Source organism: Alkaliphilus oremlandii OhILAs (assembly GCF_000018325.1).
In the GTDB taxonomy this organism is placed as follows: domain Bacteria; phylum Bacillota; class Clostridia; order Peptostreptococcales; family Natronincolaceae; genus Alkaliphilus_B; species Alkaliphilus_B oremlandii.
Map to the genome: position 1 here is coordinate 2,395,778 of NC_009922.1, position 14,922 is coordinate 2,410,699.

The 14,922-nt window shown below is 38.3% G+C and carries 11 protein-coding genes; all 11 read right to left on the minus strand.

Annotated elements, in window-relative coordinates; translation table 11 throughout:
- Positions 1–102: 102 nt before the first annotated feature.
- The gene (locus CLOS_RS11690) at positions 103–840 is read right to left on the minus strand and encodes a LytR/AlgR family response regulator transcription factor (RefSeq protein ID WP_012160087.1); all 738 of its coding nucleotides are present in this window, start codon (positions 838–840) and stop codon (positions 103–105) included.
- 229 nt (positions 841–1,069) lie between these two features.
- A complete protein-coding gene (locus tag CLOS_RS11695) occupies positions 1,070–1,567 on the minus strand; it encodes a ferritin-like domain-containing protein (RefSeq protein WP_012160088.1) in 498 nt (165 codons plus the stop codon).
- Positions 1,568–1,582: 15 nt separating this feature from the next.
- Positions 1,583–4,258 carry a formate dehydrogenase subunit alpha gene (gene fdhF / locus CLOS_RS15685; protein WP_012160089.1) on the minus strand — a complete coding sequence of 892 codons (2,676 nt, stop codon included), beginning with the start codon at positions 4,256–4,258 and terminating at the stop codon, positions 1,583–1,585.
- Between the two features lie 27 nt (positions 4,259–4,285).
- Positions 4,286–5,221 carry a 2Fe-2S iron-sulfur cluster-binding protein gene (locus CLOS_RS11710; protein WP_012160090.1) on the minus strand — a complete coding sequence of 312 codons (936 nt, stop codon included), beginning with the start codon at positions 5,219–5,221 and terminating at the stop codon, positions 4,286–4,288.
- A gap of 52 nt (positions 5,222–5,273) precedes the next feature.
- Positions 5,274–7,169 (minus strand): NADH-quinone oxidoreductase subunit NuoF, encoded by a 1,896-nt coding sequence (gene nuoF / locus CLOS_RS11715; RefSeq protein ID WP_012160091.1) that lies wholly within the window; start codon positions 7,167–7,169, stop codon positions 5,274–5,276.
- A gap of 21 nt (positions 7,170–7,190) precedes the next feature.
- Positions 7,191–7,664, minus strand: a complete 474-nt coding sequence (locus CLOS_RS11720) for an NADH-quinone oxidoreductase subunit NuoE family protein (RefSeq protein ID WP_012160092.1) — start codon at positions 7,662–7,664, stop codon at positions 7,191–7,193.
- A 403-nt stretch (positions 7,665–8,067) separates the two neighbouring features.
- Positions 8,068–8,472 (minus strand): hypothetical protein, encoded by a 405-nt coding sequence (locus tag CLOS_RS11725; protein WP_012160093.1) that lies wholly within the window; start codon positions 8,470–8,472, stop codon positions 8,068–8,070.
- A gap of 152 nt (positions 8,473–8,624) precedes the next feature.
- A complete protein-coding gene (locus CLOS_RS11730; RefSeq protein WP_012160094.1) occupies positions 8,625–8,924 on the minus strand; it encodes a hypothetical protein in 300 nt (99 codons plus the stop codon).
- Between the two features lie 264 nt (positions 8,925–9,188).
- Positions 9,189–11,054, minus strand: a complete 1,866-nt coding sequence (gene uvrC / locus CLOS_RS11735) for an excinuclease ABC subunit UvrC (protein ID WP_012160095.1) — start codon at positions 11,052–11,054, stop codon at positions 9,189–9,191.
- 280 nt (positions 11,055–11,334) lie between these two features.
- Positions 11,335–11,985: a flagellar brake protein gene (locus CLOS_RS11740; protein ID WP_012160096.1), complete on the minus strand. Its 651-nt coding sequence runs from the start codon at positions 11,983–11,985 to the stop codon at positions 11,335–11,337.
- An 88-nt stretch (positions 11,986–12,073) separates the two neighbouring features.
- Positions 12,074–14,917, minus strand: coding sequence for an excinuclease ABC subunit UvrA (gene uvrA / locus CLOS_RS11745; protein WP_012160097.1), 2,844 nt, complete (start codon positions 14,915–14,917; stop codon positions 12,074–12,076).
- Positions 14,918–14,922 lie beyond the last annotated feature (5 nt).

A 14,922-nucleotide genomic window follows, 5' to 3' on the forward strand; every position in this document is an offset into this window, starting at 1 on the left:
TTCAACTTTTTTATTAAGTTTATTCCATATCAAAAACATAGAAATTAGCTCTAGGGCGGATAATATTAATATCTCATACCACTGCACACCATCTCCCCCATTCTATTTACCACGCTCTACTATTTTTTCTGAAAACTTTTCCTTATGACGATTACTAACATAGGCAATGGAAGCTGTACCCCGAAAATATACCGTCCAAGAGTTTTTCTCCTGTTTTTCTACTTTATGAATATTGCTCAGACTGACGATATAAGATTTATGGGTTTGCATAAAATCCTTCGGTGGCAAGGATTCTAATATTTTTGAAATGGTTGTATTTTTTATAAAATGATCTCTTACTTTTGTATGCACGATGCAATGTCTCCCATGGGATTCAATAAATAATATTTCGTCCATATAAATTTTTAATGTTAAATCTCTCATCGAAAATATTACAGATTCCCTGCTCTCTTCAATCTGCTTTCTTTGAGTTGAAATTCCTTTCCATAATCTTGTGATAATCTCAGTTAATTCTTCTTTCTTATAGGGTTTTTCTAAAAAGTCGTAGCAATGAAGTCTCTTAAAGGCATCTAACTGAAACTGTATATGGGTTGTTATAAAGATCATATAGGTTAATTCATATTTCGAAATTTTTCTGATCCTTTCCGCAATTTGAAGACCGGACATATCCGGCAACTGAATATCTAATACAAATACGTCAATATCCACCTTGTCCAATATTTGAAAGCACTCTTTTCCTGTATATGCTTTGTAAACTTGAAATTTCCCTGAAATAGCTTCTATTGTTCTTACGATATTATTCATTTCGAACTTATTGTCTTCTACAATTAAAATATTCACAATATCGCCCCCTGTTGTATATGATAGTTTGTATAATCTCTTTTTTATAATCTATAGTAATTATTCAACAAAAATATATATTCCCCTTCCCTTTACCATAAATTAGCATAAAATAGGAACTCAGTAGCAAAAAACACCATAAATAGTAACGGTCTTGCTTTCAAACCATATACTATCTATGATGTTTTATACTGTTTCTATTTATCTTTTAATTATTTTGAAGTGTATTTTACCCACCCCAAGGCAGGTTCATATATTCCTTCATCCTTCGATCGTATTCTTTCTTGAAGATAGACTCGTGGCCAGCCTCCCATTTGGATAAAGTTTCAAAAAGCTCTTTTATGATGCTATCCTCTGCATTCTGTGCAGCATTTTCGTAGAACTCTTTGTAATCTCTTTCGATCAGGTATGCCATTCTCAAGATCGTGATATCTGGAATATCACTTTCTTTTAGCGCCTCTTCCACGTGTTCTTTCTCCGCTCTATTATCAAATATCTCTGGGTCAATTTCCTCCATTCGCTCTTCTAATTCAAAGGTTTCAGCGCCTACATATTTTTCTAGATGTCTTTTTAGAAAGTGATAATGTTCCATTTCAACATCTGCTAGCTGTAAAAACAGCTTTCTAGATGTTTCATTCGCAACTTTTCCTGATTTTTCTTTGAAGAAATCATGGCCATCCAGCTCCATTTGCATAGCGTATCGAATTGCCTGCTCATATTTTTTCATAGAGAACACTCCTTTCTAAACGATTTTTTCTAGTTTTACAGCCGCTACCTTCAACTCTGGTATTTTAGATATGGGGTCATGCTGGGCATTGGTTAAATAGTTAGCAGCACCCTGAGCAAAGTGGAAAGGAATAAATACAACATCCTCATCTACAATATCCGTCACTTTAACAGCAACTTTAATGCTTCCTCTTCTAGAGCTTACCTTTACCACTTCGCCATCTTCAAGATCTAGTTTATTGGCTGTAATATCGTTGACTTCAATATAGGAATTGGGCACGATCTTATTTAAGCCTTCTTCTCGACCGGTCATTGTTCTGGTATGGTAATGGTACAGTATCCTACCTGTTGTCAGGATGAATGGATACTCTCGATCCTTGGTTTCCACACTTCCAGTATGCTCCACTGGATAGAATAGTCCTCTCCCTCTTGCAATGGCAGCCTTGTGCAGATACTTCGTTCCTGGGTGATCTGCGGTAGGACATGGCCACTGAATTCCAACCTTTTCTATTCGCTCATAGGATATACCCCCGTACTGCGGTGTAACCATCGCAATTTCTTCCATGATCTCGGAGGGATGACCGTATGTTTTACTATAACCTAAACGATTCATCAGTTCCATAAGGATGACCCAGTCTGCCTTCGCACCGCCCACTGGAGGAATTGCCTGTCGTACTCTCTGTACCCTTCTTTCTGTATTCACGAAGGTTCCATCTTTTTCTGCAAAGGAAGCGGCTGGAAGAACTATATCGGCAAGCTCTGCAGTTTCCGTTAGGAAAATATCCTGAACTACTAAGAAATCAATATTTTCTAAGGAGTGCTTTACGTGGTTGATATCAGGATCCGATACCATTGGGTTCTCTCCCATGATATACAGGAACTTAAGATCTCCAGTTTCAGCTTTCTGAATCATTTCAGATACAGTTAAGCCAACCTCTCTCGATAGTTTTGCATTCCATGCTGCTTCAAATTTTTCTGCAATCTCTGGCTTGAATACTTTTTGGTATCCCGGATAGTCCGACGGCAGGGCACCCATATCACAGGCTCCCTGTACGTTGTTCTGTCCACGAAGGGGGTTCACCCCTGCGAATTCCTTCCCTATATTGCCACAAGCAAGAGCCAAGTTGGATACGGAAATTACATTGTGCGTTCCCGTTGTATGCTGAGTGATGCCCATAGCATAGTAGATTCCTGCTCTGTCGGACGCTGCATACATTCGGGCTGCCTTTGCAATATCCTCTGGAGCTACACCACAGATTTGTGCAGTTCTTTCGAGGGTATATGCTTTTACAGTTTCTTTCACATCTTCAAAGTTCTCTGTTCGTTCCTCTATATAAGCTTTATCGTGAAGATCATTTTCTATAATATAGTTCAGCATACCGTTCATCAGGGCGATATTGGTACCCGGCTTTATTTGCAGATATACATCTGCCATATCTGCAAGCTCAATCCTTCTCGGGTCTGCTACGATCAGCTTTGCACCTTTTTTCTTTGCCTGCTTCACCTGCGTTCCTATAACTGGATGGTTTTCTGTGGTATTGGTTCCAGTAATGAAAAGAAGGTCATTATTTACGACTTCTCCAATGCTATTGGTCATAGCGCCGCTTCCCAGTGTTGTTGCAAGACCTGCAACTGTAGCGGAATGTCAGAGTCGTGCACAGTGATCTACGTTATTGGTGCCGATCACCGCTCTGAAAAGCTTTTGAAATAAATAGTTTTCTTCATTGGTACATCGAGCGGAGGAAAATCCACCTAAAGCGTTGGCACCGTGCTTCTCTTTCGTGCTTTGTACCTTAGATACAATCAACCCTAAAGCTTCGTCCCATGTCGCTTCTTCTAAAACACCATTTTTTCTTATGAGCGGCGTCTTCAATCGCTCTTCATGATTGATAAATGCGTTGGCAAATCTACCTTTTACGCATAAAAGCCCATCATTGGGTACGCCTCTCCCTGGCTCTGCACCGATGACCTTATCCTCATGGACAATCAGGTTCAGTTGACACCCTACCCCACAATAAGAGCAGGTAGTTTTAACTTTTTTTGTCTCCCAAGCTCGAACCTTCTGTCTTTTCTTCGGTGTAAGAGCACCCACTGGACATACGGCTACACAGTTACCGCAGGATACACAGGTTGAGTGTTCCAGCCCCTTTCTAAAAGGTGTGGCAATAGAAGTATGAAAACCTCTTTCATCGATGGTAATAGCATTGGTACACTGAAGCTCACTGCAAACCCTTACACATTTTCCACAAAGAATACATTTATTTGGATCGTAGGTATAAAAATGATTGCTATAATCTATAGGTAAATTTCGTTTCTCTCCCTTATAGCTGCCACCTAAAACGCCGTACTCGTAGCAGTAATCCTGTAGTTTACACTCTCCAGATTTTTCACAGGTTAAACAGTCGTTGGGATGATTTGAAAAGAGTAAGTCTAAAAGTTCTTTCCTGGTATTCATTACATTTTTGCTGTGGGTTTGTATGTTCATCCCCTCTGCAACTTTCATAGTGCATGAAGTGGATAGATTTCTTACGCCTTCAATCTCTACAATACACAATCTACAGGCTGCGTGAGGCTCTAGTCGGTCATCGTGGCATAAGGTAGGGATCTCGATTCCGATTTCTCTACATGCCTGAAGTATTGTGATGTCGTTCTTCACTTCATAACTTTCGCCATTGATCATAATCTTTGCCATTCCTCAGCCTCCTCTCTTAAAAAATTTTTAATCCAATTCCTTTATTTTTTCTAGCTTATCGACGATATCCGTTAAGCCTAAAGCTTCCTTCCAGCTTACCTCTAAGAATTTACCATGTTCCTTTTTATAAGGTTGCTGCAGTTGATCTAGCTTCGTAAATTCCGAGGTTAATCTTCCCTTGAGACATAAAGGTCTACCATTGGCTGGCGCTTTTGCTCTTACGGCAATATTCTTTCCTTTTTTAGATAGCACCTCAAAATCGCAGCCGTATTCACATACCTTACATTTAAATTCTGTGGCCTCTGCATCCCACACTCTGACCTTTCCGAGCATTCGTCTGTCTAAGAGTGCGCCTACGGGACATACGGCGACACATCGATTACAGGAAACGCAGCTGGATTCCTCTAGGGTCAAATCCGCATCGGCTACCACTCTGGTGTGAAAGCCTCTGTTGGCTAATGTCAACACACTTCTTTCTGCCACTTGCTCGCAGGTTCTGACACATTTACCGCAAACAATACATTTTGCATCATCCTTTAGGATATATGGACTGCTTGTATCTACATAATTCGCCTTATATGCACCTTCATGTTCTCTAAACTTCACATCATATTTATAGGCATAGGTTTGAAGAAAACATTCTCCTGCTTTTTGACAGGTCAAACAGTCATTGGGATGATTATCCAATAATAATTGCAGAATTTCCTTTCTTGCCCTAACAATTTTTTCTGTTTCTGTATGGACCACCATTCCTTCTGAAACCTCCATCGAGCAAGATGTCTGAAGCTTAGGATTCCCTTCAATTTCTACTAAACAGAGTCTACAGGCTGCTGCCACTTCCAAATTTGGGTCATAACAAAGATTCGGTATATCGATGCCTACTTCCCTTGCTGCCTGAAGTATCTTATAATTTCCCGGAACGGTTACTTTTTCCCCATTTATGATAAGCGTCACGTCGCTCATTTTTTCCCCCTCCAATCAAATTCCCTTAATTTTCAAGTACAAGCGAACAAGTTTACTTTTTAATAACCGCACCTACTGGACATACTGCCATACAGTTGCCGCATTTAATACAGGCCTCTGTATCAATGACGTGTCGCTCTTTTACCTTTCCAGAGATACAGGATACTGGGCAATTTCTAGCACATTTGGTACATCCAATACATTTCTCGGTGATATAGAACTCTAATAGGGCTTTACATAAACCTGCTGGACATTTTTTATCTTGAATATGAGCTTCGTATTCATGTCTAAAGTATTTTAGAGTAGAAAGTATCGGATTTGGTGCGGTCTGACCTAAACCACAAAGGGATGAAATCTTAATGGACTGCGCTAAGCTTTCCAATCTTTCGATATCACCTTCTTTTCCCTTTCCTTCCGTTATTCTTTCAAGAATCTCTAGCATTCTTTTGGTACCTTCTCTACAAGGGGTACATTTTCCACAGGACTCATCCACTGTAAAATCTAGGAAGAATCGAGCAATGTCCACCATACAGTTATCTTCATCCATAACGATCATACCACCGGAGCCCATCATGGAACCCAATGCTATTAGATTGTCGTAATCTATGGGCGTATCTAAGTGTTCCACAGAGATACATCCGCCGGAAGGTCCTCCTGTCTGTACTGCTTTAAATGCCTTACCATTTGGAATTCCGCCACCGATTTCATATACAATCTCTCTCAATGTGGTACCCATTGGGATTTCTACAAGACCTGTATGATTTATTTTCCCTCCTAAGGCAAATACTTTCGTTCCTTTTGATTTTTCCGTTCCCGTTTTTATAAACTCTTCCGCACCATGTAAAATAATCTGCGGTATATTAGCAAAGGTCTCCACGTTATTGATTAATGTCGGCTTACCCCATAATCCCTTCACAGCTGGGAATGGCGGTCTCGGTCTTGGCATACCTCGTTTACCTTCAATGGAGTTTAATAGCGCTGTTTCCTCTCCACATACAAAAGCCCCTGCCCCTAGTCTGATCTCCATATCGAAGCTAAAATCCGTCCCTAGGATATTGCTTCCTAGCAGCCCCTTTTCTCTGGCCTGTTTGATGGCTAAATCCAATCTACCAACGGCAATTGGATACTCTGCACGAACATAGACGTAGCCCCACTGAGCTCCTACTGCATATCCAGAGATGATCATGGCCTCTATTAATGCGTTGGGGTCTCCTTCCAATATGGAGCGGTCCATGAACGCTCCTGGGTCTCCTTCGTCTGCATTACAAACCACATACTTCTCTTTTCCTTCTGCCTTTGCAGTAAAATCCCATTTCATCCCTGTAGGGAATCCACCACCGCCTCTTCCTCTCAGTCCCGATGCTTTAATCTCAGCAACGACGTCCTCTGGGGTCATGGTGGTCAGTGTTTTGGCTAAGGCTTTATATCCATCAAAAGCGATGTATTCGTTAATATCTTCGGGATTGATCAATCCACAATTTCTTAAAGCGGTACGCTTCTGTTTTTTATAAAATTCTACCTCATTTATCGGTATAATCTTGTCTCCTTGAATGGACTCTTTAAAAACTAAATCTTGAACCACCATGTCCTCTAGAAGATGTTCCTTTACGATACGTTCTACATCCTCCACCTTGATATGGCTGTAAAATGTTCCTTCAGGATAAATCACGACGATGGGTCCTGCTTCACAGAAGCCGAAACATCCTGTCTTTACTATTTTCACCTCATCGTTTAAGTTGTTTTGCTCTATTTGTTCCTCAAATTTCTTCTGTATCTGAGGTGATTTTGAAGAGGTACATCCCGTTCCAGCACATACTAAAACATGCTTTCTAGCACCATCTCCTATATTGAACGGTGCTACTTCTCCTACCGCACCTTTTCCTTCTTTTATTCTACGGATATTAATCTTAGTTAAGTATTCCTGTCTAATCTTTTCTAGTTCTTCCATAGATTTCACTAAAATTCCCCCTTAATACTTTTCTAAAATTCCTGCGATATCATTGGCAGTTAATCTACCGTATACTTCGTCGTTCACACTTAAAACTGGTGCCAATCCACAGGCACCAATACATCTTGTCGCCTCTAGAGAAAACCTCCCATCGGATGATGTTTTTCCGATTTCAACACCAGTTAATTCCGTTACTTTATCTATAATGGCCTGAGACCCTCTGACATAACAGGCAGTTCCTAAGCATACACCGATATGATATTTACCCTTTGGCTCTAATGTAAATTGAGAGTAGAATGTTACAACACCATAAATCTCACTTAAAGGCACACTCATCTTCCCAGATATTTCTTTTTGAACCTCTAAAGAGATGCACCCAAATATCTTCTGTGCTTCGTGCAGAACAGGCATTAATGGTCCTTTCGTATCTTTATGTTCCTTTATTACTTCGTATAATTTTTCAAAGTTTTCCTTGCTTAAGTAATTTTTATCCATGTTTCTCCTCCTTTTTAACGTAAAGCCAATGAACGATATAATGTCATATCTCCTTTATAGAGAAAAATTTAAAGGTATATAGAATTCTCTATATACCTTTAAATTTTTATATCTATATCTATGTTATCAGAAAATATTAAATAATGCAATTATTACAATGGTTCATAGGTTGGAATATCTATTATAGGATAAGGTTTTTTAGATAGAAAAGAATAGTATTTCATTAGAATTAGTACTTGTATAATACGCTAATTTGCGTACCATCATAAGCAGGTTTTAAATATGTAAATTTCTAATTTAAAAAGTAATATCTCTAAATGATTTATTATCATTTAGAGATATTACTTTTTAAATTATTTATACTTCTGTTCAGCAAAATAATTTGAAACACTTAGACTATCGCCTAATTCCATCCATGAGAATCACAATATGCTACGTTAGCTTTAACTATTACTCCGCAACAACACTTGTATCCACTATAAATACATCCACAAACGTCCGCTTTAGGTTTTAGCTCAATACAACGATCATGCCGATCTCCTGGATGACACCAATGCTCCCCTGGAAATTCATAAGGAGTTATTTCTTGAGTACCGTGATAATCCTTATTAAACATTTCAAGTTTTTTAAGTAATTCTTTTTCTTCTTCTTTAACTTGATCTAGTATCATTTGGCTTTTTATTTCCGCTTCCTCTATATTTATACGAAGTTTATCAATATAACCATTATTTGCAAAAACATTCATGGAACCCATCAACATAACCATAACTAAACTACAGATTACAATCATCTTTGTTTTTTTTAACATAAATATGTAACTCCTCTCTTTAAATTTTAATTTGTTACTTAACTTAAGATAGAAAATTATTCTAATTAAGTTCAATCAATCAACAATCTATCCTAATTTTTTCTTTGGAAACACTTGCTATATATTTTTTCCTATCTGACTGTTTCCTAATTTTAGTTTACATGTTTTTGACAGTATTCTACACCGAAATCCATAACCCTTCCACAGCAACATACATATTTATAAAAATAACAGCCACAATCATCTCTTATATCTAGTGGTTTATCGCAGTGTCTGTGATAATCTCCCGGATGACATGGGTGCGGATGATGAATTTCACTAGGTGTAACCATATTGTTTTCATCGATATAGTTCTCAACTCTTTCTTCACTAGCATATACAAAGTTCAACTGGAGCAACGCAATTATAAGTAACAGTAATATCAACAATTTATTTCCTCTTAATTTACTCATAAACTTTCTCTCCTTCCTTTAACATTGATAACATAAAGAATTCAAAATTTTCTTACATAGATTCATACAACAATCATAGACATCCCCCATTTCATTGCCAATTATTCAAATTATGTCTATACTTATTGTCTATCTTAAATATACCACAATTTTTCTAAAAATATTAAACTTGTAACGAAAGAGGAGTGAAATGGGACAGAAAACTTTTTTGTTACATTTTACCCCCATTTCATAACATTTCGATTGTATCAATTTATATTTTTATCACTTATTTAAGTATTCTACTATATTCTCTGCTACCTTTCGATTCATCCCTTGTACCTCTAATAGTTCCTCCACTGTGGCATTTTTTATTTTGTCGATGGACCCAAAATGGATCATTAAAGCCTTTCTTCGAGCCTCACCTACGCCAGGTATCTCTTCTAGTATGGACTGTAGTGTTGTTTTCTTTCTCAGACTTCTGTGATATGTGATCGCAAATCGATGGACCTCGTCTTGTATCTTCGTTATCAGTCTAAAAAGGTGGGATGTCTTTTCTATAGAAAGTTCTTCTCCTTCATAGACCAATCCCTTGGTGCGGTGTCGATCGTCCTTGATCATGCCACATACAGGAATATTTAAATTTAAAGAATGCAAAGCCTTTTTAACACTGGTGACTTGACCAAAGCCGCCATCTACCATGATTAAATCTGGAAAAATTGCAAACTTTCCTTCCGATACTTCTAAGGATTGCTCGATGATATCCTGTGTTTCCTCTAAACCTCTTTTAAATCTTCGTGTGATGATCTCCTCTAAGCTGGCATAATCATTGGGTCCCTTCACTGTCTTAATCTTAAATCTTCTATAGTCTTTATTTTTAGATTTTCCGCCCTCAAATACCACCATGGAACCAACGGATTCCACGCCCTGAATATTGGAGATATCGTAGGACTCAATACGGTAAGGTACTTCCTCCAAATCTAATAGCTGAGCAAGCTCTATTAAGGTATCCTCCGTTTTTTCTTTTTCTAATTGGATGACAGTTGTTGCCTGCTCCATTGTCATCAGCGCATTCTTCTTTACCATATCTAAAAGTTCCTTTTTATCTCCTTTTTGTGGCACTTTGATGCTGACCTTATTTCCTCTTTTGCCACTGAGCCACTCTTCTAATACGTTTAGATCCTCGACACTTTCCTCAATAAGGATTTCCTTTGGTACGAATGTAGCACCGCTATAGAATTGCTTTAAAAATGAAGCAATAATTTCTTGATTGCTGTCGTCCTCCGTATCCTTCAAGATAAAATGCTCTCGCTGAACTAGCTTTCCTTTTCTAATAAAGAATACTTGGATCCATGTGTTGCCTTCATTTTTGGCCATTGCAATAACATCTTGGTCCTGCTCCGCCACCGATACGATTTTTTGCTTTTCTACAATATTATTTAAAGCGATGATCTGATCCCTGTATCTTGCTGCATTTTCAAAATCCATTGAAATAGCAGCAGCTTTCATTTTTTCTTCTATTTTTCGAACCAGCTCGTCTTCTTTTCCATCTAAAAACAGGATGATATCATGGATCATCTGATGGTATTCCTCTTTTGTAACGAGACCCGTACAAGGTCCAATGCATTTTTTTATATGGTAATTTAAGCAAGGTCGCTCTTTATTAGCGATCATTCGCTCAATATTTTTATTGCAGGTTCGAATGGGATAGATGGTGTGAATCACATCCAGGGTTTCATTTAGTGCCCCAATATTGGTATAGGGTCCAAAATATTTCGCTTTGTCTTTTATTACCTTTCTCGTCTTCAGTATTCTTGGATATTCTTCATTGGTGGTGATCTTTATATAGGGATACGTTTTATCATCCCTCAATAAAACATTGTATTTCGGTCTATTTTCTTTGATTAAATTACACTCTAGAATTAAGGCTTCCAGTTCTGTATCTGTAACGATATACTCGAATGTGACAATATGAGATACCATGGCTTTCACCTTTGGCGGATGGTTCTTTGATGACTGAAAATATTGTCTTACTCTATTTTTAAGGGATATGGCCTTTCCTACATATATGATCTCATTTTTATCATTTCTCATCATATAAACACCGGGTTTTTCCGGTAAAGTTCTAAGTTTTTCCTTTAAATCAAACATACTATCCCTCCTTTTTATGACCTAACCCGATTTATGCGACCAAAGTAAGCAATAAATTGATGGTAGGTCAACAGAGCGAACACCAAATTTGCACGACTAGAAGGAGTGAACAAATTTGAGTTGTGAGACTGCGACATACCCTCAAAAATTACTTTCAATAGTTTCAGTAGCGAAACTGACTGCGCCACATCTTATATTTTACCACTTTATGAAAAATTATAAATAGTCCTATGAACAATGAAAGCCCATACCGTATTTCAAAAGTGGTATAGGCCTCATATTATGCGAATGCTTTGCTTTTTCTCTTTAAAATCATCTGTTCCTTATTACAGTATGCGATTATTTTTTGACGGTCGCCTTCATCAATGCCGATGAACTGACAACCTAAATCCCTCATACCATTCATTTCGCTTTCCATATTTCTTAAAACCTTAATTGTCAACAAAAACTTGTTCTGGTCCAATTCAAGTTCAAAAACTAAAACCGTACCTGGAGGCAGAGATAAAGAGCTGTTTAACAACACACCGCCACCGCTAATATCTTTAATTTTTGCTGGAAATACCTTATTGCTTTCTACCTTTCTTTCATTGATTCCTATTAAATAGCAGTTCACATCTTTATCCAAAGAAACTCTGATGTACTCTCTTCTTTGAACAATGCTGATGTTTTCCTCCTTTGGCATATCTAGCCACAGATAGTCACCCAAAGCTCGACTGACTATGGTCTCAAATAAACAGACCTTCGACTTGGTCTCATCTGTAATCGTACATTTTACCAGTTGGGGATCTTTTTGCACATAGTAGCCATCAATTTTGATCTTGAGTGTATTATCTTCTATATTTTCAATCATTCCTCTGAAAAATAAATAGGAAGGAATCACATTAGCCTCTATTTTTATAGTCTTTCCTACATGAAAGAACGTATTTAGCATGTCCATCATCTCCTAATAAATAAACTCTACAACATATATTCTCTATATATGAATAAAGTCCTTTATATACCCTTCTAGTGCATTAGCCCTAATTTTTCTGTTTTTGTATGAAAGGCTTTAAGAATTTACCTGTATAGGATTCTTTTTTATTGATGATTTCTTCCGGTGTTCCGGTGGCAATGATCTTTCCTCCACCACTTCCACCTTCTGGACCTAGATCTATGATATAGTCGGCAGTCTTAATTACATCTAAATTATGTTCAATAACTAAAATTGAATTTCCACCTTCAACCAGTCTTTGTAATACTTCTATCAGTTTATCGATATCAGCAATATGAAGGCCCGTTGTCGGTTCATCCAAGATATACAATGTTTTCCCTGTACTTCGCTTACTGAGCTCAGAGGCAAGTTTAATTCGCTGTGCTTCTCCGCCGGATAGCTGAGTCGATGGTTGTCCCAGTTTAATATAACCCAAGCCCACATCGTGTAGTGTCTGCATTTTTCTCTGGATTTTAGGGATGTTTTCAAAAAAGCTTAGGGCTTCCTCTACATTCATTTCTAAAACATCGGAAATTGTCTTTCCTTTATATTTGACTTCTAGAGTTTCTCTATTGTATCGCTTTCCTTTACAAACTTCACAGGGCACATAAACATCTGGAAGAAAGTGCATTTCAATTTTTATGATCCCATCGCCACCGCAGGCTTCACATCGACCGCCCTTCACGTTAAAGCTGAATCTTCCTTTTTGATATCCTTTCATTTTCGCTTGGTTGGTCTGAGCAAAGAGATCTCGAATATCATCGAATACTCCGGTGTAGGTTGCTGGGTTGGAACGTGGCGTCCTTCCAATAGGGCTTTGATCGATTTCGATGACCTTGTCGATGTGCTCCAGCCCTTTGATATCCTTATGGACACCTGGCTTTGACTTTGCTCCATTTAAATCTTGGGCTATTCTTTTATATAGAATTTCGTTCACTAGGGTACTTTTACCAGAGCCAGAAACGCCGGTAACGCAGGTAAATATCCCCAGAGGAATCTCTACATTTAAATTCTTTAGGTTATTTTCATTGGCGCCCAGGATTTTTATCCATGTACCATTGGGCTTTTTTCTTTCCTTTGGAATCGGAATCATCTTTTTGCCACTTAAATATTGTCCTGTAATGGATTCTTCGGACTCCATGATCTCCTGAACGGTTCCCTGTGCAACAATGGTACCACCGTGAATACCTGCACCGGGGCCAATATCGATAATATGGTCTGCGACAAACATAGTGTCCTCATCGTGCTCTACAACGATGACCGTATTACCAATATCCGTTAAATGTCTTAAAGCACCTAGTAGTTTCTCGTTATCTCTCTGGTGCAGTCCAATGCTAGGCTCATCTAAAATATAAAGTACCCCCACTAGACTGGAACCAATTTGAGTGGCCAAACGAATTCTCTGGGATTCTCCACCGGATAGAGTACCTGCATTTCTGGATAGGGTTAAATAATCCAATCCCACATCTACTAAAAAGTCTAATCTCGCTTGGATTTCCTTTAATATTTGTCTTGCTATAAAAGCTTTTCTATCATCAAATTCTATGGTATCAAAGAATTTCTTGGCATCCTTTACCGAGAAATCTGTTATTTCGGCAATATTTTTACCACCAACAGTAACCCCTAGAATAACATCCTTCAATCTAGCACCCTTACAAGTTCCACATTTAATTTCAGCCATGTATTCTTCGATTTTATCTACAATATAGTCGGAGTTGGTTTCATTATATCTCCTCGTTAAATTTGGTATCACACCTTCAAAGACCGCCGAATATTCCCGCGCTCCTCCAAATTTAGATTCATATCGGAATTTTAGTTCTTTTTTCCCTGTACCGTATAAGATGTCTTCCATCAGTTCCTTAGGAAATTCACTGACTGGGGTGTCTACATCATATCCATATTGAACAACGATGCTCTCCAGCATTTTAAAATAATAAGTATTGTCATTTGCATTGCCGGAACCACTCCACGGTACAATGGCGCCCTGTCGAATGCTTAAATTCTTATTTGGAATGACCAATTCTGGGTCCACCTTCTTCATATGACCGATTCCATTACATTCTGGGCAGGCACCAAATGGACTATTGAAGGAGAACATACGAGGTGCCAGCTCTTCAATGCCGATACCATGCTCTGGGCAGGCAAATTTTGTAGAAAACAGGATTTCTTCTCCACCAATGACATCTACAATGACTAGCCCTTCACTGAGCTTCAGCACAGTTTCAATGGAGTCTCCTAGTCTCGATTCGATGCCTTCTTTTACAACGATTCGGTCTACAACGACTTCAATATCATGCTTCTTCGTTTTAGCAAGTTTAATCTCTTCATAGATATCTTTTACTTCCCCATTGACTCTAAGTCTCGCAAAGCCTTCTTTTTTTATTTCTTCTATGAGCTTTTGGTGCTCTCCTTTTTTTCCTCGAACGACAGGAGCCAACAGCTGCAGCTTTGTTCCCATCTCTAGTTCCATGATTTTATCTACGATTTGCTCCACTGTCATCTGTGTAATTTCAACGTTACACACAGGACAGTGGGGAACGCCTACGCGAGCAAATAATAATCTCAAATAATCATAAATCTCCGTAACCGTTCCAACCGTCGATCTTGGATTTTTATTGGTCGTTTTTTGGTCGATGGAAATTGCAGGAGAAAGACCTTCAATATATTCCACATCTGGCTTTTCCATTTGCCCTAAGAACTGTCGTGCATAAGAAGACAAGCTTTCCATATATCTTCTCTGTCCCTCTGCATAAATGGTGTCGAAGGCTAAGGAAGACTTGCCAGAACCGGATAACCCGGTCATCACGACAAATTTATTTCTAGGTATTTCTACATCAACATTTTTTAAGTTATTTTCCTTTGCCCCTCTAATTATGATTTTATCCTTTACCACGATAT

Excerpts from the sequence above, each read along its gene's own strand:
- CLOS_RS11695 (WP_012160088.1), bottom strand. The coding sequence starts at position 1,567 with ATGAAAAAATATGAGCAGGCAATTCGATACGCTATGCAAATGGAGCTG.
- CLOS_RS11710 (WP_012160090.1), bottom strand. The coding sequence starts at position 5,221 with ATGAGCGACGTGACGCTTATCATAAATGGGGAAAAAGTAACCGTTCCG.
- nuoF (WP_012160091.1), bottom strand. The coding sequence starts at position 7,169 with ATGGAAGAACTAGAAAAGATTAGACAGGAATACTTAACTAAGATTAAT.
- CLOS_RS11720 (WP_012160092.1), bottom strand. The coding sequence starts at position 7,664 with ATGGATAAAAATTACTTAAGCAAGGAAAACTTTGAAAAATTATACGAA.
- CLOS_RS11725 (WP_012160093.1), bottom strand. The coding sequence starts at position 8,472 with ATGTTAAAAAAAACAAAGATGATTGTAATCTGTAGTTTAGTTATGGTT.
- CLOS_RS11730 (WP_012160094.1), bottom strand. The coding sequence starts at position 8,924 with ATGAGTAAATTAAGAGGAAATAAATTGTTGATATTACTGTTACTTATA.
- uvrC (WP_012160095.1), bottom strand. The coding sequence starts at position 11,054 with ATGTTTGATTTAAAGGAAAAACTTAGAACTTTACCGGAAAAACCCGGT.
- CLOS_RS11740 (WP_012160096.1), bottom strand. The coding sequence starts at position 11,985 with ATGCTAAATACGTTCTTTCATGTAGGAAAGACTATAAAAATAGAGGCT.